Origin of the sequence: Winkia neuii subsp. neuii DSM 8576 (assembly GCF_000420405.1) — a bacterium.
Lineage (GTDB): Bacteria > Actinomycetota > Actinomycetes > Actinomycetales > Actinomycetaceae > Winkia > Winkia neuii.
The window spans coordinates 17912-31998 of the sequence record NZ_ATUW01000014.1 but is presented as its reverse complement, the minus strand read 5'-3'; the positions used below and the strand labels follow the sequence as shown (position 1 = coordinate 31998).

The window sequence follows — 14087 nt, the reverse complement described above, 5'->3', positions numbered from 1 at the left end:
AGAGGCTCGTCGGCCTCGACCTTTTCGCCAACTTCCTTTAGCCAGCGCGAAACAGTGCCCTCGGTGATTGACTCGCCCAGAGCCGGCATCTTCACTTCGGTAGCGTCGGCCGTGGCAGCAGAACCGGCAGAGTCCTGCTGCTCCTGGTTCGCCTCTTCCTTGGGGGCCGGCTGATCCGATCCGGCAGATCCCTCAGCCTCGGAAGGATCACCAATGATAGCGATCTCGGTACCGACATCTACCGTTTCATCCTCGGGAACCAAAATCTTGATAATGGTGCCGGCTGCAGGGGAGGGAACTTCGGAATCGACCTTGTCGGTAGAAACCTCGACGATAGGCTCGTCGGCCTCGACAGTATCCCCGACTTCCTTTAGCCAACGAGAGACAGTGCCCTCAGTAATGGACTCGCCCAGAGCGGGCATCTTCACTGATTCAGACATTTCGTTTCCTTCTTAGTTGTGGCTGTGCAACGGCTTACCGGCAAGTGCCATTGCGGCCTCGCCAACAGCCTCGTTCTGGGTGGGGTGAGCGTGAATGAGGTTGGCAACATCCTCGGGATAAGCTTCCCAGTTGAGGATGAGCTCGCCCTCGCCAACCTGCTCACCCATGCGGGCACCAAGGGCATGGTATCCAACAATCGGTCCGTCTACGACGCTAACCAACTTCACAAACCCTGCTGTGGCCAGCATTTGAGACTTGCCATTGCCAGCGAGGTTGAACTCGACCGCCTTCACCTTGTCTTTGCCGTACTTGTCTTTTGCCTGCTTTTCAGTGAGTCCTACAGAGGCAATCTCGGGCTCACAGAAGGTAACGCGCGGAATCCCGTTCTCGTCTACCGGTACCGGGTCTAGACCCGCAATATGTTCTGCCAGGAAAATTCCCTGTGCAAAACCGCGGTGAGCCAGCTGCAGGCCCGGGACAATGTCTCCTGCGGCGTAAATATTACCGACGCCCGTGTGGAGATTTTCATCCACTGTCACAAATCCACGTTCGAGCTTTACTCCCTGCTCCTCGTAGCCCAAATCAGCTGTGCGGGGCCCGCGTCCAATTGCTACTAACAACAAATCGGCGTCAAAAGACTTGCCATCTTGGGTCTTTACATGCACCCCGGAATCGTCCTGAGTGACTGAGTCAAACATAGTGTTTGTTTCAAATTTGATGCCCCGCTTGCGGAACTGCTTCTCGAGGCCCTTTGACACTGACTCGTCCTCGTTAGCTACTAGGTGAGGCAGCCCTTCAATAATGGTTACTTCAGAACCAAAAGAAGCCCACGCCGAAGCGAATTCGACGCCAATTACGCCGCCTCCCAAAACCACTGCTTTAGAGGGGACCCAGTCGAGCTGTAAAGCCTGCTCAGAAGTAATGACCCGACCTTCGATCTCGAGGCCGGGAATAGTCTTTGAATAGGACCCAGAAGCTAGGATTATATTTTTACCGGTGATCTTTTTGCCGTCAACCTCGACGGTATCTTTGGCAACCAGCTTGCCCCAGCCTTGGATCAGTTCGATCTTGCGGGACTTGATAAGGCCCTGTAACCCCTTGTAAAGACGGCCAATAGTGGCATCTTTGTACTTGTGTAAGGCAGCCATGTCGATGCCCTCAAAGTTTGATTTGACACCAAACTTCTGGGACTCCCGAATAGAATCTGCGGTTTCCGCGGCATGCAAAATAGCTTTTGTGGGAATGCAGCCCCTGTGTAGGCAAGTGCCGCCAACTTTGTCGCCCTCGACAAGTGCAACCTTCATGCCTAGCTGGGCGCCGCGAAGTGCTGCTGCATACCCCCCGCTTCCTGCTCCAAGAATCACAATGTCGTACTGGGGTTCGCTCACGCTAATCTCCTTTGGCGTTGTTGAGAGAGGCCAACGGTGGCCATTCGGGTCTATTGTCCCACTTTTATTCAAAACTCGCTGGAAAGATGGGGGCCATTTTTCACTTCCGGACCGGTCGACACGGTATCCTAGGGGCATTGCAGAGAAAGGAAAAATGGTGAATACAGCTGGTGTGAACCGACTTGACCCCAGGACGCGATCCCTTGGGTGGGCGCGCATATTGATATTTTCTGTTGCTGCAATCACCATTTGGATTGGCGGAGTCGAGGTAGTGGAATTTGTGCGGACCGCGCATTCGTCAGTACGCCTTACGGCTGTACTAGCCACCCTCGGATATGTTGCCGGCGCTCTGGGGCTCATTCACAATGGCCGGAAAATGCGCCTTATCTCGTGGGTAGCATATGTCGGAGAACTAGTGGCCCTACTTTGCGTGCTAGCGCTTACCCGCCCTACCTCCCCAGAAGTAGCGTTGGCTTGGGCGAAGGCAGGGGCGTACTTCTACTATCTGCCCGCCTTCTTGCCGCTGGTAGCAATTATTTGGTTAGCCTGGTCGGACCCCCGCAGGCTTGTGGGCCGTTAAACCCCGCCGGGAAATCCTAGCTGGTGCCAGGCTTCATACAGTGCAATAGAGGCGGAATTCGCCAAATTTAAAGACCGAATGTGCTCCAGCATGTGGATGCGCACGCGTCTAGTAACGCGCGGGTGTTCCATGGCCCACTCTGGCAACCCGGTTGGTTCGGGGCCAAACATCAAGCCGTCGTCGCCCTGGTATTGCACATCTGTATACATGTTCTTGGTGTGCCCTGTAAACGCGTAAACGTTGCCAGGAACGTCCGCGAGTGCGCTATCTAAATTTGGGTGCACCTTTACGTGGGCTAGATCGTGGTAATCGAGTCCCGCCCTCTTCAGCTTGGTATCGTCCATATCGAAACAAAGTGGCTCTACAAGGTGGAGCATGGAGCCCGTGCAAGCAGAAAGACGAATGGCCGCGCCAGTATTTCCGGGTATGCGAGGTTCAAAAAAAATTACGTGAAGCACCCTAAGATTCTAGACCTACTTAGTTTCGTGAGTTGCCATTAAAACCGCGCGCGCCAAAGTGTGCGAATTGGCGGTAAACACAGCGGAGGTGGGGGTGGCGTCCTCGTCTAACTCAAGGGACGGGGTATCCAGAGCTGTCACTACAAAGTAGTAGCGATGTGGACCGTCCCCTTTAGGGGGAAGGGGGCCGTAGTAGCAGTGCTCGCCTGCGTCGTTGCGCAAATGCATTGCTGGTCCGTCCAAATGCAAGTCAGAAGCCCCTACGCCAGCTTCTAATTCGGTAGTAGCCGCAGGTATGTCTGTTATTACCCAATGCCAAAATCCTGACGGGGTGGGAGCATCTGGGTCAAAGCAAGTGACAAGGAAGGACTCAGTTCCCTGGGGGAAACCCTCCCAAGCAAGCTGTGGGGAAGTGTTCCCTCCCTCGGCGCATTGCGCAGAGGCCATCGGTTCGCCCTCTTTTAAATCGGCAGAAGTTAGCGTAAAGGAGGCGGCCTTGGGCATGAGCTTGTAAGGGTCTGGAGCTTGAGGGCGAGTGAGATCCATGTTTCCTCCTAGAGGCACGAGTGTCTACTGCCATGTTACGAGGCGGCAGGCTCCGGCGCCAGAGCGAAAAAGAAATGTTCTATTTGTCGGTGGCAGCCTCTACAATGATCGAACAGATGTTCGAAGGAGGGGTATGGTGACACAACAAGAACGACTTGCGAAAGCCAGGGCGGTTTTGCGGGCGGTGGCTCCGGGCGTGGAGAAAAGCCGTTGGCAGGCTCAAACTGATCGCACCAGAGGTGAACTTTTAAAACAGTTGGCGCAAGCTATGGGGGAGCACGCTTGGGCCGGAGTAATTGGCGTACCTGATATGGGGTGGGTGGCAGCCGGGCAGGCCGGTGTCGATCTGAACCGAGTTCTGGTAGTTCCCTCTAGCGATCGGGATGCCGAAGTGCTTGCCCTGCTAATAGATGGGGTCGACGTAGTAGTTGTAGGAAAGGTTTCCATAAATGCCGGCGAACAGCGGTTGTTATGGGGGCGTATGAGGGCGCGAAATACAGTGCTAATATCCGAGCGCAACTGGTCTGGATTGCGACTGGTCGGATGAGTTTGCGAAGGTGTGTGGGATGGTTGCCGGGATGGCAGTTTGCTCCTTTTGCGGAACTGGCTCCCGAGGCTCTGGCGGCGGTGGTTAGTGCTAACAAAATTGTTACTGCGACTCCGGCGGCGGCCCGCCTCGGGATTCTTCCCGGGCAGTCAGTTAGGTGGGCGCGATCGCTTTGTCCGAAGCTGTTAGAAATCCCCCCGTCTGTACGGCTAGGGCAGACTTTCGAACCAATTTTGGTGGCTGCGGAAACTATCATGGCCGGAGTACTTGCCTACAGGCCGGGACTGTTTTTTGCTCCTGCCAAGGGAGCTGCTAAGTGGCATGGCGGTGAAGACCAATTGTGTCTTGCGCTAACTGAAGCTATCGCTGAGGCAAGTGGAGCTGAATGCAGGGTGGGGGTAGCAACTGGAGTATTGGCTTCTATCGTCGCAGCTCGGGAACAGACAATAGTACCCGAGGGGGCCGAGGGCGAGTTTCTAGCTCCTCGCCCTCTTACAGAGGCTGTATGGGCACGCGGCAAAGAAGTAGAAAAAAGCGTGCAGTTGCTAATGAAATTAGGGATTTCTACCTTGGGAGAGCTAGCTGCTATAAAGCGTAGTGCGGTCGGAGCAAGGTTTGGCAAAGCGGGGCTTACCCTGCACGACTTGGCCAGTGGCAAAGACGTAGGGTGGTCTCCTGTTCCAAGAAGTGAAGCAAGTATCAGCGTTACCGTTCCCTGCGAGGAGCCGGCTGCAAGCTATTCGCAGGCGGCACTTGCCGTGCGAATCTGCGTACTGCGTTTTTTGCGTACGTTGAGCCAGAAAAGCCTCACTTGCGCGCGGGTAAAAATATGTGCCTCTACTACTGCGGGTAAAGAAATTTCTAGAAACTGGATATTGGATCCAGGTTGGGGAGAAGAAGATTTAACTGATCGGGTCAAATGGCAGCTGGAAGCGTGGGCCACCACTCGCGCCGAGAGCGGAATGCTGCAATCTGTCAGTTTGCAGACAGAGGATTTGTTTTCTCTGACGGCAGGGCAAGCGAAGCTTTGGAACAGCGGAGGCAAAAACTTTGCGAGTGCTAAGGCTGCAGCGCAGCGTATTCAGGCATTGTTAGGGCCGAGGGGGGCTACCAAGCCAACTGTGCAGGGGGGATTTGACCCGCGCAGTCAGGTTAGTTTGATACCAGTGGGAGAGGAGGTGGAACAAAAGGCTGATCCTGATCGTCCCTGGGAGGGGAAACTGGTAGGGTCCGCTCCAGCGTGGGTTTTGGAAACTCCGCAGCTTTTGACATTAGTTGATTCGGAGGGGCGCGGTATAGAGGTGTCATCACGATTGGCACTCAGCGGAGTCCCGGCGAAAGCTAGATGGGGATCTAACAGCTTGGAGATAGCCGATTTTTTGGGACCTTACGTGGTGTTGGACAAATGGTGGGCATCCTGTGGCGAGCGTTCGCCGAGGCTGTATTTGCGCCTGCGCGGTGCCGGCACGGACATGCTGGCAGTTTGGCTGCACGGGCGATGGTGGGTAGACGGTTTCTGGGAACAAAGTAAAATTGGAAGGAGGAACTAGGAGTAAGATGACGGAAAACTTGGCAGGCATCGCGGCGAAACCTTTTGAACAGATGCTTGCGCAGTTCGGGGCTGCCCACTGGCAGAAGGGGAACGAACTGGCAGGAAGAATAAAGCAGCTCGAAAAAACCCCCACCTCTGTGGAGGGAAGCGTGTTCGACGCAGGCAGAAACCACAATGTGCGCATTTGTGTTTCTGAGGCAAAGGGCAGTCAACCGTTTGACTGGGAATGTGACTGCTCCGAGGGGAAGGCCTGTGCGCACGTTTTGGCACTGCTTTTGGCTAGTTTTGACGATCCCTCTTGGCAAAATACTCTGAGAGCGTTTTCCGCCACCGGAAAAGTGAGCCGATCAGGTGCCGAGCTCGCGGTCTGTTTTGATTTGCAAAATAGAAAAAAATCGCTTGCCCTTAGGCCTTTGAAACAAGAAGAAGAGGGATGGTCTACACGTACCATAAATTGGCGCCAGATAGTTACTCCCAGCGTGGCTAGTGCTCTTCGTGGAGTAAACACCTCCCAATTTGAAGCACTGCGAAAACTCTGCAGAAAGGCGCACCTTTCTAGATCTCAAAGTGAGCTGAAACTTATAGATTTGGGGGCGGGGGCAGTTTCTTCGCTCCGCGATCTGTTGAGCACCGGAGTGAAAATTTTTGTGGGTGCCGAGGACTTGCGCCCAATAAAAATAGCGCAGGGAGCCGTCCTCGCCATAAACATAACCGGCGGCAGTGACTGGCAACTGCAGTTTGGAATAAAAATTGGCGCCAACTTTTACTCAGCTCGCGAAGTATGGGTAGGCCCCGGTTGTGCACTGTTGCCCCGGGCAGGCTTGCTAGTGCCGTTGCCCGAATTGGGGCTAGGGCCAATGAGGTGGCTTTCACAAGCAAAGACCGTGCGCATCCCCGCAACTGACGTGGGGATATTTCGTTCCAAATGGCTGCCTGCCCTCGAACTTCCTTATGAGGTTATTTCCGCGGATTCTTCCGTTGATCTAACTGCTCAACCCGTCCAACGCATAGCTTTAAAAGTGAGCTTGGCCCAGGGAATGGCCCAATTGAAATGGAAGCTACAAAATGTCTGGCCGGAGCAAATTCAAGAGGACGAGCTGACGGAAGTTCCTTCCGATCTGCAAGAACTGTGGGAGCAGGCGAAACTGATAGTTCCCGATATAAACGCGACCGCTCTCGAGATACCGCAGCTCGCCCTCTGGAAAAAACAAGTATTCACTGCCCTGGAAAAAATTGGTATACAAGTTGAACTCAGTGACCAAGCTAGGGCGGCGAACCTAACAAAACGCGAGGTAAAAATCACCTTTTCGGGCAGCTCTAAAAAAGACTGGCTGGACCTTTCCGTGCAAGTAAAAATAGGGAGCCAACAGATAGCTTTGCCCACCTTGTACAAGGCGCTAGATAAATCGCTACCAGCATTGAAAATGCCTGATGGAACCTGGGTTGATCTGGGGGAACCACAGCTGCAAGAACTGCGTTCCCTACTAGAAGAGGCTAAACTCTTGCGGCCCGACGAAAAGGGGCTCGTTATCCCTAAGGCGGACGTGGGGTGGATAAACAGGGCGCGACAAATTGGGGATTTTGAAATGTCTGGAGTCCCCACGTTCGATCGGGAAATAAAACCGATAGAAAAAGTACCTGGGTTACGCGCAAAGTTACGTTCCTATCAAAGTTATGGCGTTGGGTGGCTCGCGGGCAGAATGGAAAATTGCCTCGGGGGAATCTTGGCAGACGACATGGGGCTGGGGAAAACTATTCAGCTACTTTCTGCAGTAAAACTAACCAAAAAATCAGGAACCGTACTGGTGGTTGCCCCCACGTCAGTTGTTTCTACGTGGGTGAGTGAAGCAAAAAAGTTCCTTCCCGATCTGTCAGTAGCTCTAGTTCAGGCAACGGAACGGCGTCGGCAGACTTCGCTCGAGGAATTAGCGCGCTCAGCTGACATTTTGATAACCACCTACACCCTGGTGCGTTTAGAGGGGGAGCGCTACCGCCACCTGCAATGGGAAGGTCTGATACTGGACGAGGCGCAGGCAGTGAAGAATTCTGACACCGCTACTTTCAAGGCGTTGCATGCTCTAGAAACAGGCTGGTGTTTTGCGGTTACCGGAACACCGATTGAAAACTCCCTGTCTGATTTGCATTCACTTACTTCTCTTGCCCTGCCCGGCCTGCTACCTTCCGCCAGACGCTTTCGAGCTAAGGTGGTTTTGCCCGTCGAGAAGCAAGGTGAACAGTTGCCTTTGCAGGCAGTACGGGCGCGGGTAGAGCCGCACTTCTTGCGGCGTACCAAGGAGGAAGTAGCAACGGATCTACCTCCGAAGAGTGAACAGGTGCTAGAGGTGGAGCTAAACACGGAACACCGCCATCTTTACCAGCAATTGCTCACCCGCGAACGCGCGAAAGCGCTGGGACTGATAAACGACCCCAAGGCAAAGCTTTCTCTACTTGCGGCGCTTACAAAAATTCGCTTGATGGCCCTAGATACTGCCCTCGTAAAACAGGATTGGCAAGTGCCTTCAGCAAAAACGCAGGAACTGGTAGATCAGCTTTTGCAACTAGTTCCCTCCGGCCATAAAGTGCTGGTGTTTTCCCAGTTCACTAAGTATTTAAAGAGGGTCCGCAAAAGTATAGAGGAGGCGGGACTAAAGACTTCCTATCTGGATGGAAGTACTGCGGATCGCGCTCGCGTAATAGAAGAGTTCTCTAAAGGGCCCGCGCAGGTATTTTGTATTTCGTTGCGGGCTGGCGGCACTGGGCTAACGCTTACGGAGGCGGACTACGTCTTCATCATGGATCCCTGGTGGAATCCCGCAGTCGAGGAGCAGGCGATTGACCGGGCTCATAGGTTAGGGCAGACCAAACCGGTGAACGTCTATAGGCTAGTAGCGGCTAATACCGTGGAACAAAAGGTAATGCAGTTGAAAGAGCAGAAGAAAGAACTGCTGGGGCAGGTATTTGGAAATGTCGGAGCCAGCTTAGACAATGCAGACATCGCTAAGATACTGGGGGTTGACAACTAGCTAATCGAACAGGTGTTCGATATTCTTGTTGTGTGTCAGTACCTTATTGCGAACTGCATGCGCACTCGGCCTACTCGTTCTTGGATGGAGCTAATGAACCGGCTGTCTTAGTTAGGCAGGCTAAGAGGCTGGGGCTGGAAGGAATAGCTATAACCGATTACGGCGGCCTCTATGGGGCAGTGCAGACAAATATTGCGGCTAGGCAGTTAGGGATAAATGCCCTCTACGGTGCCGAATTAGATGTAGAAGGCGCAAACATTCCAATTTTGGCGCAAGGTCCCAAAGGCTACAGCGCTTTGAGTACCGTGATATCGGACGCCAACTTGGCTTTAGGTAAGCGGGGTAAACCTGGTTACACCTTTGAGCAGCTGAGCCAGTATGCCGAGGGAAAATTTTTTATCCTCACGGGAACAAAAAATGGGCTGTTAGGCAAGGGGAGGTGGCAAGATGCAACTGCCTTGAACAAACTCAAGGATCTTTTTGGGAGCGAAAATGTAGCTGTCGAAAGCGCTCTATACGGGATCCCTGGCGAAGAGCCGTGGGCTGACTATTTGGCTGATCTTGCCGCCGGCGCAAATGTACCTTTGGTGGCAACTACAGCTGCGCGCTGCGGCCGAATTTCAGATCGTCCCCTAGCGGACGTCCTCGCGGTGACCCGGATGAATACGACTTTAGAGGAAGCACAGGGATTACTTCCAGCGGCGCGTGCTTGCCTGCGTTCTGCCAGCGAAATGGTCAGCTTGCACCGGCGGCATCCTGAGGCGGTAGAAAATGCTAGCGTAATTGGACAACAGTGTGCTTTTGACCTCAGGCTGGTAGCCCCAGCGTTACCACAACCTGCGGTGCCTGAGGGGTTCACACCGGCTAGTTATTTGCGGTATTTGACTTTTCAAGGGGCTCATGAACGTTATGGCAGAAAAGAAGAGAATCCTGCCGCCTATGCACAACTCGAACATGAGCTCGAGATAATAGAGAAGCTGGATTTTCCCGGCTACTTCCTAATAGTTTGGGATATTGTTCAGTTTTGCAAAAGGAAAAATATCCTGTGTCAAGGACGCGGATCTGCGGCTAATTCGGCCGTTTGCTTTGTGCTGGGTATAACTGCTGTAGACGCCGTGGCTAATAAAATGCTTTTTGAACGTTTTCTGTCTCCTTTGCGTTCCGGACCGCCAGACATTGACGTAGACATAGAGGCTGTTAGGCGCGAAGAAGTAATTCAATACGTGTACCAAACCTATGGGCGCCACCATGCTGGCCAGGTTGCCGCCGTACAAACCTACCGCCCGCGCTCTGCTTTGAGAGATGCGGCTAGGGCGTTAGGCCATCCTGCAGGTAGAGCCAACGCATGGACTAAATACGCCTTCGGGGGTACGCACACAAGAATCACTAGAGCTCGGGGGATTCCGAAGGAGGTGGCTAAAATTTCTGAGGCGTTGCTGCGCCTTCCCAGGCACCTAGGTTTGCACTCTGGAGGGATGGTGCTTACGCGCGAACCCGTTACCTCGGTTTGCCCCGTGCAGTGGGCGGCGCTAAAGAATAGGACTGTGCTGCAGTGGGACAAGGACGATTGCGCTGATGCGGGACTAGTTAAATTTGATCTTTTGGGCCTAGGCATGCTCACGGCTTTGCGGATAGCATTTGACGGAATTCAAAAAGATGAAGCTAGAGATGTGCCGCTGGCTTTACATAACATGCCTGCGCAAGATGAGCGGGTATATGAACTACTCCAGAAGGCAGATACGGTCGGGGTATTTCAGGTCGAATCTAGAGCGCAGATGAACACGCTTCCCAGGCTGAAGCCACGTACTTTTTACGACATAGTTGTGGAAGTTGCGTTAATCAGGCCGGGCCCTATTCAAGGGCAGGCGGTAAATCCGTACATCAACCGGCGCAATGGGCGCGAAGCAGTCACGTATTTACATCCGCTAGTAAAGCCAGCTCTAGAAAAAACTCTAGGTGTTCCACTATTCCAGGAGCAGCTGATGCAAATTGCTGTGGATGCGGCGGGTCTCAGCCCTGCTGAGGCAGACGAATTGCGCAAAGCTATGGGGGCGAAGCGATCGGCTGAAAAGATGGCCCGTTTGGAACCTGCCATCTTATGGGGCATGGCTCAAAAGGGGATAGGTGAAAAAACCGCAGAACAGATTTTTGCTCAGCTGAAAGGATTTGCTGAGTTTGGCTTTCCCGAATCGCATGCTTTCTCGTTCGCCTACATCGTTTATGCCTCGGCGTGGCTGAAGGTGCACTATCCGGAATATTTTTATGCCGGCATTCTCGCGGCTCAGCCAATGGGGTTTTACTCTCCGGAATCTTTGGTGGCCGACGCCAGAAGGCACGGGGTAGCTGTGATGGGACCTTGCTGTAATCGCTCGCAAGTTTTGCCCGAGGTGCAAGAGGGAAACGGGAGTAGGGATCGGATTACAGGTAAGACCATTTTGGACGTTCGCCCTAACAAGGTAGTGCGTTTAGGGCTGGCCGCAATCAAAGGGGTGGGCCGTAACTGGGCCGAGCGCATAGTAAACGAGAGGAACTTGTTTGGCCCCTATGAAGGGTTGCAGGATTTTGCGGAACGCACCGGGGCTCCAGCTTCTATACTCGAGGCGTTAGGACAGGCGGGAGCCTTTGCATTTACAGGAGTGCAACGCCGAGAAATCATGTGGGCCGGGGCAGCTGTAGCGAATCCTGCTTCTAAAAAAGCTGTCTACCAGCCATTTTTGCCGGGGACAGCACCAGTTTCTACTTTTCCTAGGTTGAGGGCGATGGGCGAGCATGAGCGCATGGTTGCGGATATTTCTTCAACCGGCGTCTCTTTGGGAGTACATCCCTTTGTTCATTTTCGTAAAGCTTTAACACTAAAGGTGTTGGCAATTTCAGAATTGTCTAAACTCCAGTCTGGCTCCCACGTGTGGACTGCGGGTTTGGTCACCCATCGCCAGCGTCCTCATACTGCGAGAGGAACCACATTTTTGTCTTTGGAGGACGAAACAGGACTGGCCAATGTGATTTGTTCGCCCGGGCTATGGGAAAGATATAGGCAGGTGGCAACCGGTTCTGAGGCGTTGGCAGTGCGAGGCAAGATAGAAGCTTGCGACGGAGTCATGGCGGTGGTGGCTGACAAATTAGTGCAGCTTTGCGGGGATGTCTCGCTTGGGTCTCGAGATTTTCGATAGCGGATTGGTGTCGGGAGCTAAATGTGTGCTAAATTCTTCCTTGTTGCGCGGGTGGCGGAATAGGCAGACGCGCTAGCTTGAGGTGCTAGTGACCATTTAAACGGTCGTGGGGGTTCAAGTCCCCCTCCGCGCACAAGGATAAACCCCGGTTCGCCGGGGTTTTCTTATATCGCCTGGAGGCCAGCATGCAGTCAGAAATAAAATCAGAGATTGTTCTAAATCAGCCTAGCGAGGCAGACGTGCCCAGCATTGTAAGGGCCTGCAACGATCCCCTGATTCAAAAATGGACTACTGTCCCAGACGAATATAACGAGGCGGATGCTCGTTACTGGGTTAACACCTACATCCCGCAAGTTTGGCACGACGGGGGAGCCTCCTGGGTGATCCGTCTAGAAGAGGGTGCGCCTGTGGTGGGATCGCTGGAGTACAGAAAAACGTTTGAAGGCTTTGAAATCGGATTCTGGCTGGCGCCTAGGGTGCGTGGCAAGGGTTATATAGATGCCGCCCTTCGAGCAACTTTGGATCAGGCTTTCGCCGGCGAATGCCAGCGGCTTGAATGGAAAATTGAGCAGGGAAACTGGGCTTCCAGAAAGCTCGCCTGGCGCAACGGTTTCGCCTACGAGGGGCTGCGCCGCGGAGTCGGGCGTGGAAAGGGGCAGTGGGTGTATTCCCTACTTCCGCAAGATGAGCGTCGTCCTCGTGAACCTTGGAATGGGCCCGGTAGCCAGGCATCTCCTTCCAGCCGCGACCCCGAGGCGCTAGTGCGCCAGTTCCACCAGGTATACGGATTGCCAATTAAAACTGACGCTGCTTCTGTGGATAGGGAGCGGGTGCAAATGCGCATGTCGTTAATCCTCGAGGAAACTACTGAGCTCGTCACCGCTGTCTACGGCGAAAAGGCAGGAAAGATACTCGAAGAAGGCGTAAAAGAGGCTTTTGGCGCCGATGATGGGACCCGAGACGTAATCGAGAGCGCAGACGCGCTCGCCGACTTGGTTTACGTCGTCTACGGAATGGCCTTAGAGTGCGGGATTAACCTGCCCGCGGTGCTGGCAGAAGTACAAGCCTCCAACATGTCCAAGCTCGGCGCAGATGGAAAACCTATCTACCGTGCGGACGGAAAAGTGCTAAAAGGGCCGGGATTTTTTGTCCCCAATATTGCCCGCGGCCTGGAACAAGGCCTAGCCGCCGAGTTGTAAGCAGATAAACTTGGGACTTCCGGGTGCCTGTTATCCATCTTGTTCGCTAGACTTGTAAGCGAGTTAGATACGTATTTGGAGGAGTAATGGCCAAAGTTGTGGTGATTGGTGGTGGCTACGGCGGCATCACAGTTGCTGGTGGTCTAGACGACATCGCGGATGTCACACTGATCGAAAGAAGGGACCAGTTTGTTCACCATGCAGCTGCCTTGCGTGCAGCTGTCGACTCGGGCTGGGGGCATACAATTTTCATGCCTTACTCTAAGCTTGTTTCCAATGGGCGAGTTGTGCATGGGACGGTCCAGCGCGTCGAGGGCAAAACGGTATATGTTTCCGGCCATGAGCCAATCGAGGCCGATTACATTGTGCTGGCAACCGGTACCTCTTGCCCTTACCCCGCAAAGTACAATGTCACTGAATCCGAGGTAGCTAAAGCGCGTCTAAGCCAGACTCGCGAGAACCTGGCTCGGGCGCGGCGGGTTATGCTCGTCGGAGCAGGTACCGTTGGCGTGGAATTTGCTGGCGAAATATCGTCCAACTTCCCAGACACCGAAATCGTTATGGTCGATAAGGCCGATACTATCTTGGGCACTCCGGGCTATGTAGACGAGCTGCGCGACACCATTACCAAGCAGCTCGAAGAACGCGGCGTACGGCTGGTGCTTGGCTCACCGTTGGCTTACATGCCGGGCTCCGACGTGGGCGTGCTATCCCCGTTCGAGGTCGAGACCGTAGACGGGCAGAAGATCGAAGGCGACATCTGGTTCCTTTGCTATGGGGCGCGCACCAACTCCGATTACCTGGTTTCCTCATTTGGCCAGGTGATGCGCCCGAACGGGCAGGTCAACGTCGATAAGCATCTGCAGGTGAAGGACCACCCTGGAGTGTTTGCAGTCGGCGATATTACTGACGTTAAGGAATCTAAACGTGCCGATGCGGCTCGAGCCCATGCCCGCGTCGTAGTTTCTAACATTCGCGATCTGATTGCTGGTTGCGACATGACTACCTCTTATGAGCCCGGTAAAGAATGGGTTATCCTTCCCTTAGGCCCTGACGGCGGCGCAAGCCAGCTGGTCACCAGGGAAGGTAAGACAGAAGTGGTTGGTCCGCGCGAAACGGCAGATATCAAGGGAACTGACTTGATGGTGTCGATGGTTCGCAACCAGTTGCATCTGCAATAACT

The 14087-nt window shown here is 53.8% G+C and carries 11 protein-coding genes and 1 tRNA gene; 8 read left to right on the top strand and 4 right to left on the bottom strand.

Features of this window, described 5'->3' with window-relative positions:
• Together G437_RS0109760 and lpdA are read right to left on the bottom strand one after the other, a co-directional pair.
• Positions 1–440 (bottom strand): biotin/lipoyl-containing protein (locus G437_RS0109760; RefSeq protein ID WP_029769568.1); only part of this gene is annotated, 440 nt, incomplete at its 3' end.
• A 12-nt stretch (positions 441–452) separates the two neighbouring features.
• Positions 453–1829: a dihydrolipoyl dehydrogenase gene (gene lpdA, locus G437_RS0109755; RefSeq protein WP_024332368.1), complete on the bottom strand. Its 1377-nt coding sequence runs from the start codon at positions 1827–1829 to the stop codon at positions 453–455.
• Positions 1830–1983: 154 nt separating this feature from the next.
• Between lpdA and G437_RS11040 the strand changes: the two genes are divergently transcribed.
• Positions 1984–2409, top strand: coding sequence for a hypothetical protein (locus G437_RS11040; protein WP_024332367.1), 426 nt, complete (start codon positions 1984–1986; stop codon positions 2407–2409).
• Here the strand turns inward: G437_RS11040 and G437_RS0109745 are convergent.
• Complete coding sequence (locus tag G437_RS0109745) at positions 2406–2867, bottom strand: tRNA (cytidine(34)-2'-O)-methyltransferase (RefSeq protein WP_024332366.1); 462 nt, start codon at positions 2865–2867, stop codon at positions 2406–2408. The genes G437_RS11040 and G437_RS0109745 overlap by 4 nt on opposite strands.
• Before the next feature lie 15 nt (positions 2868–2882).
• On the bottom strand, positions 2883–3413 hold the full coding sequence (locus tag G437_RS0109740; RefSeq protein WP_024332365.1) for a YbhB/YbcL family Raf kinase inhibitor-like protein: 531 nt from the start codon (positions 3411–3413) through the stop codon (positions 2883–2885).
• A 133-nt stretch (positions 3414–3546) separates the two neighbouring features.
• On the opposite strand from G437_RS0109740, the gene G437_RS11035 reads away from it, so the two are divergent.
• The 7 genes from G437_RS11035 (at position 3547) to G437_RS0109700 (ending at position 14085) form a co-directional block, all read left to right on the top strand.
• A complete protein-coding gene (locus tag G437_RS11035; protein ID WP_024332364.1) occupies positions 3547–3960 on the top strand; it encodes a hypothetical protein in 414 nt (137 codons plus the stop codon).
• A complete protein-coding gene (locus G437_RS0109725; RefSeq protein ID WP_162138741.1) occupies positions 3957–5510 on the top strand; it encodes a DNA polymerase Y family protein in 1554 nt (517 codons plus the stop codon). Before G437_RS11035 ends, G437_RS0109725 begins: the two co-directional genes overlap by 4 nt.
• A gap of 7 nt (positions 5511–5517) precedes the next feature.
• Positions 5518–8535: a DEAD/DEAH box helicase gene (locus G437_RS0109720; protein ID WP_024332362.1), complete on the top strand. Its 3018-nt coding sequence runs from the start codon at positions 5518–5520 to the stop codon at positions 8533–8535.
• A 32-nt stretch (positions 8536–8567) separates the two neighbouring features.
• Positions 8568–11705 (top strand): error-prone DNA polymerase, encoded by a 3138-nt coding sequence (locus G437_RS0109715; protein WP_024332361.1) that lies wholly within the window; start codon positions 8568–8570, stop codon positions 11703–11705.
• 45 nt (positions 11706–11750) lie between these two features.
• Positions 11751–11838: transfer RNA gene (locus G437_RS0109710), tRNA-Leu, on the top strand.
• 52 nt (positions 11839–11890) lie between these two features.
• Positions 11891–12904, top strand: coding sequence for a GNAT family N-acetyltransferase (locus tag G437_RS11245; protein WP_024332360.1), 1014 nt, complete (start codon positions 11891–11893; stop codon positions 12902–12904).
• A gap of 86 nt (positions 12905–12990) precedes the next feature.
• Complete coding sequence (locus G437_RS0109700; RefSeq protein WP_024332359.1) at positions 12991–14085, top strand: FAD-dependent oxidoreductase; 1095 nt, start codon at positions 12991–12993, stop codon at positions 14083–14085.
• The last annotated feature ends 2 nt before the right edge of the window (positions 14086–14087 follow it).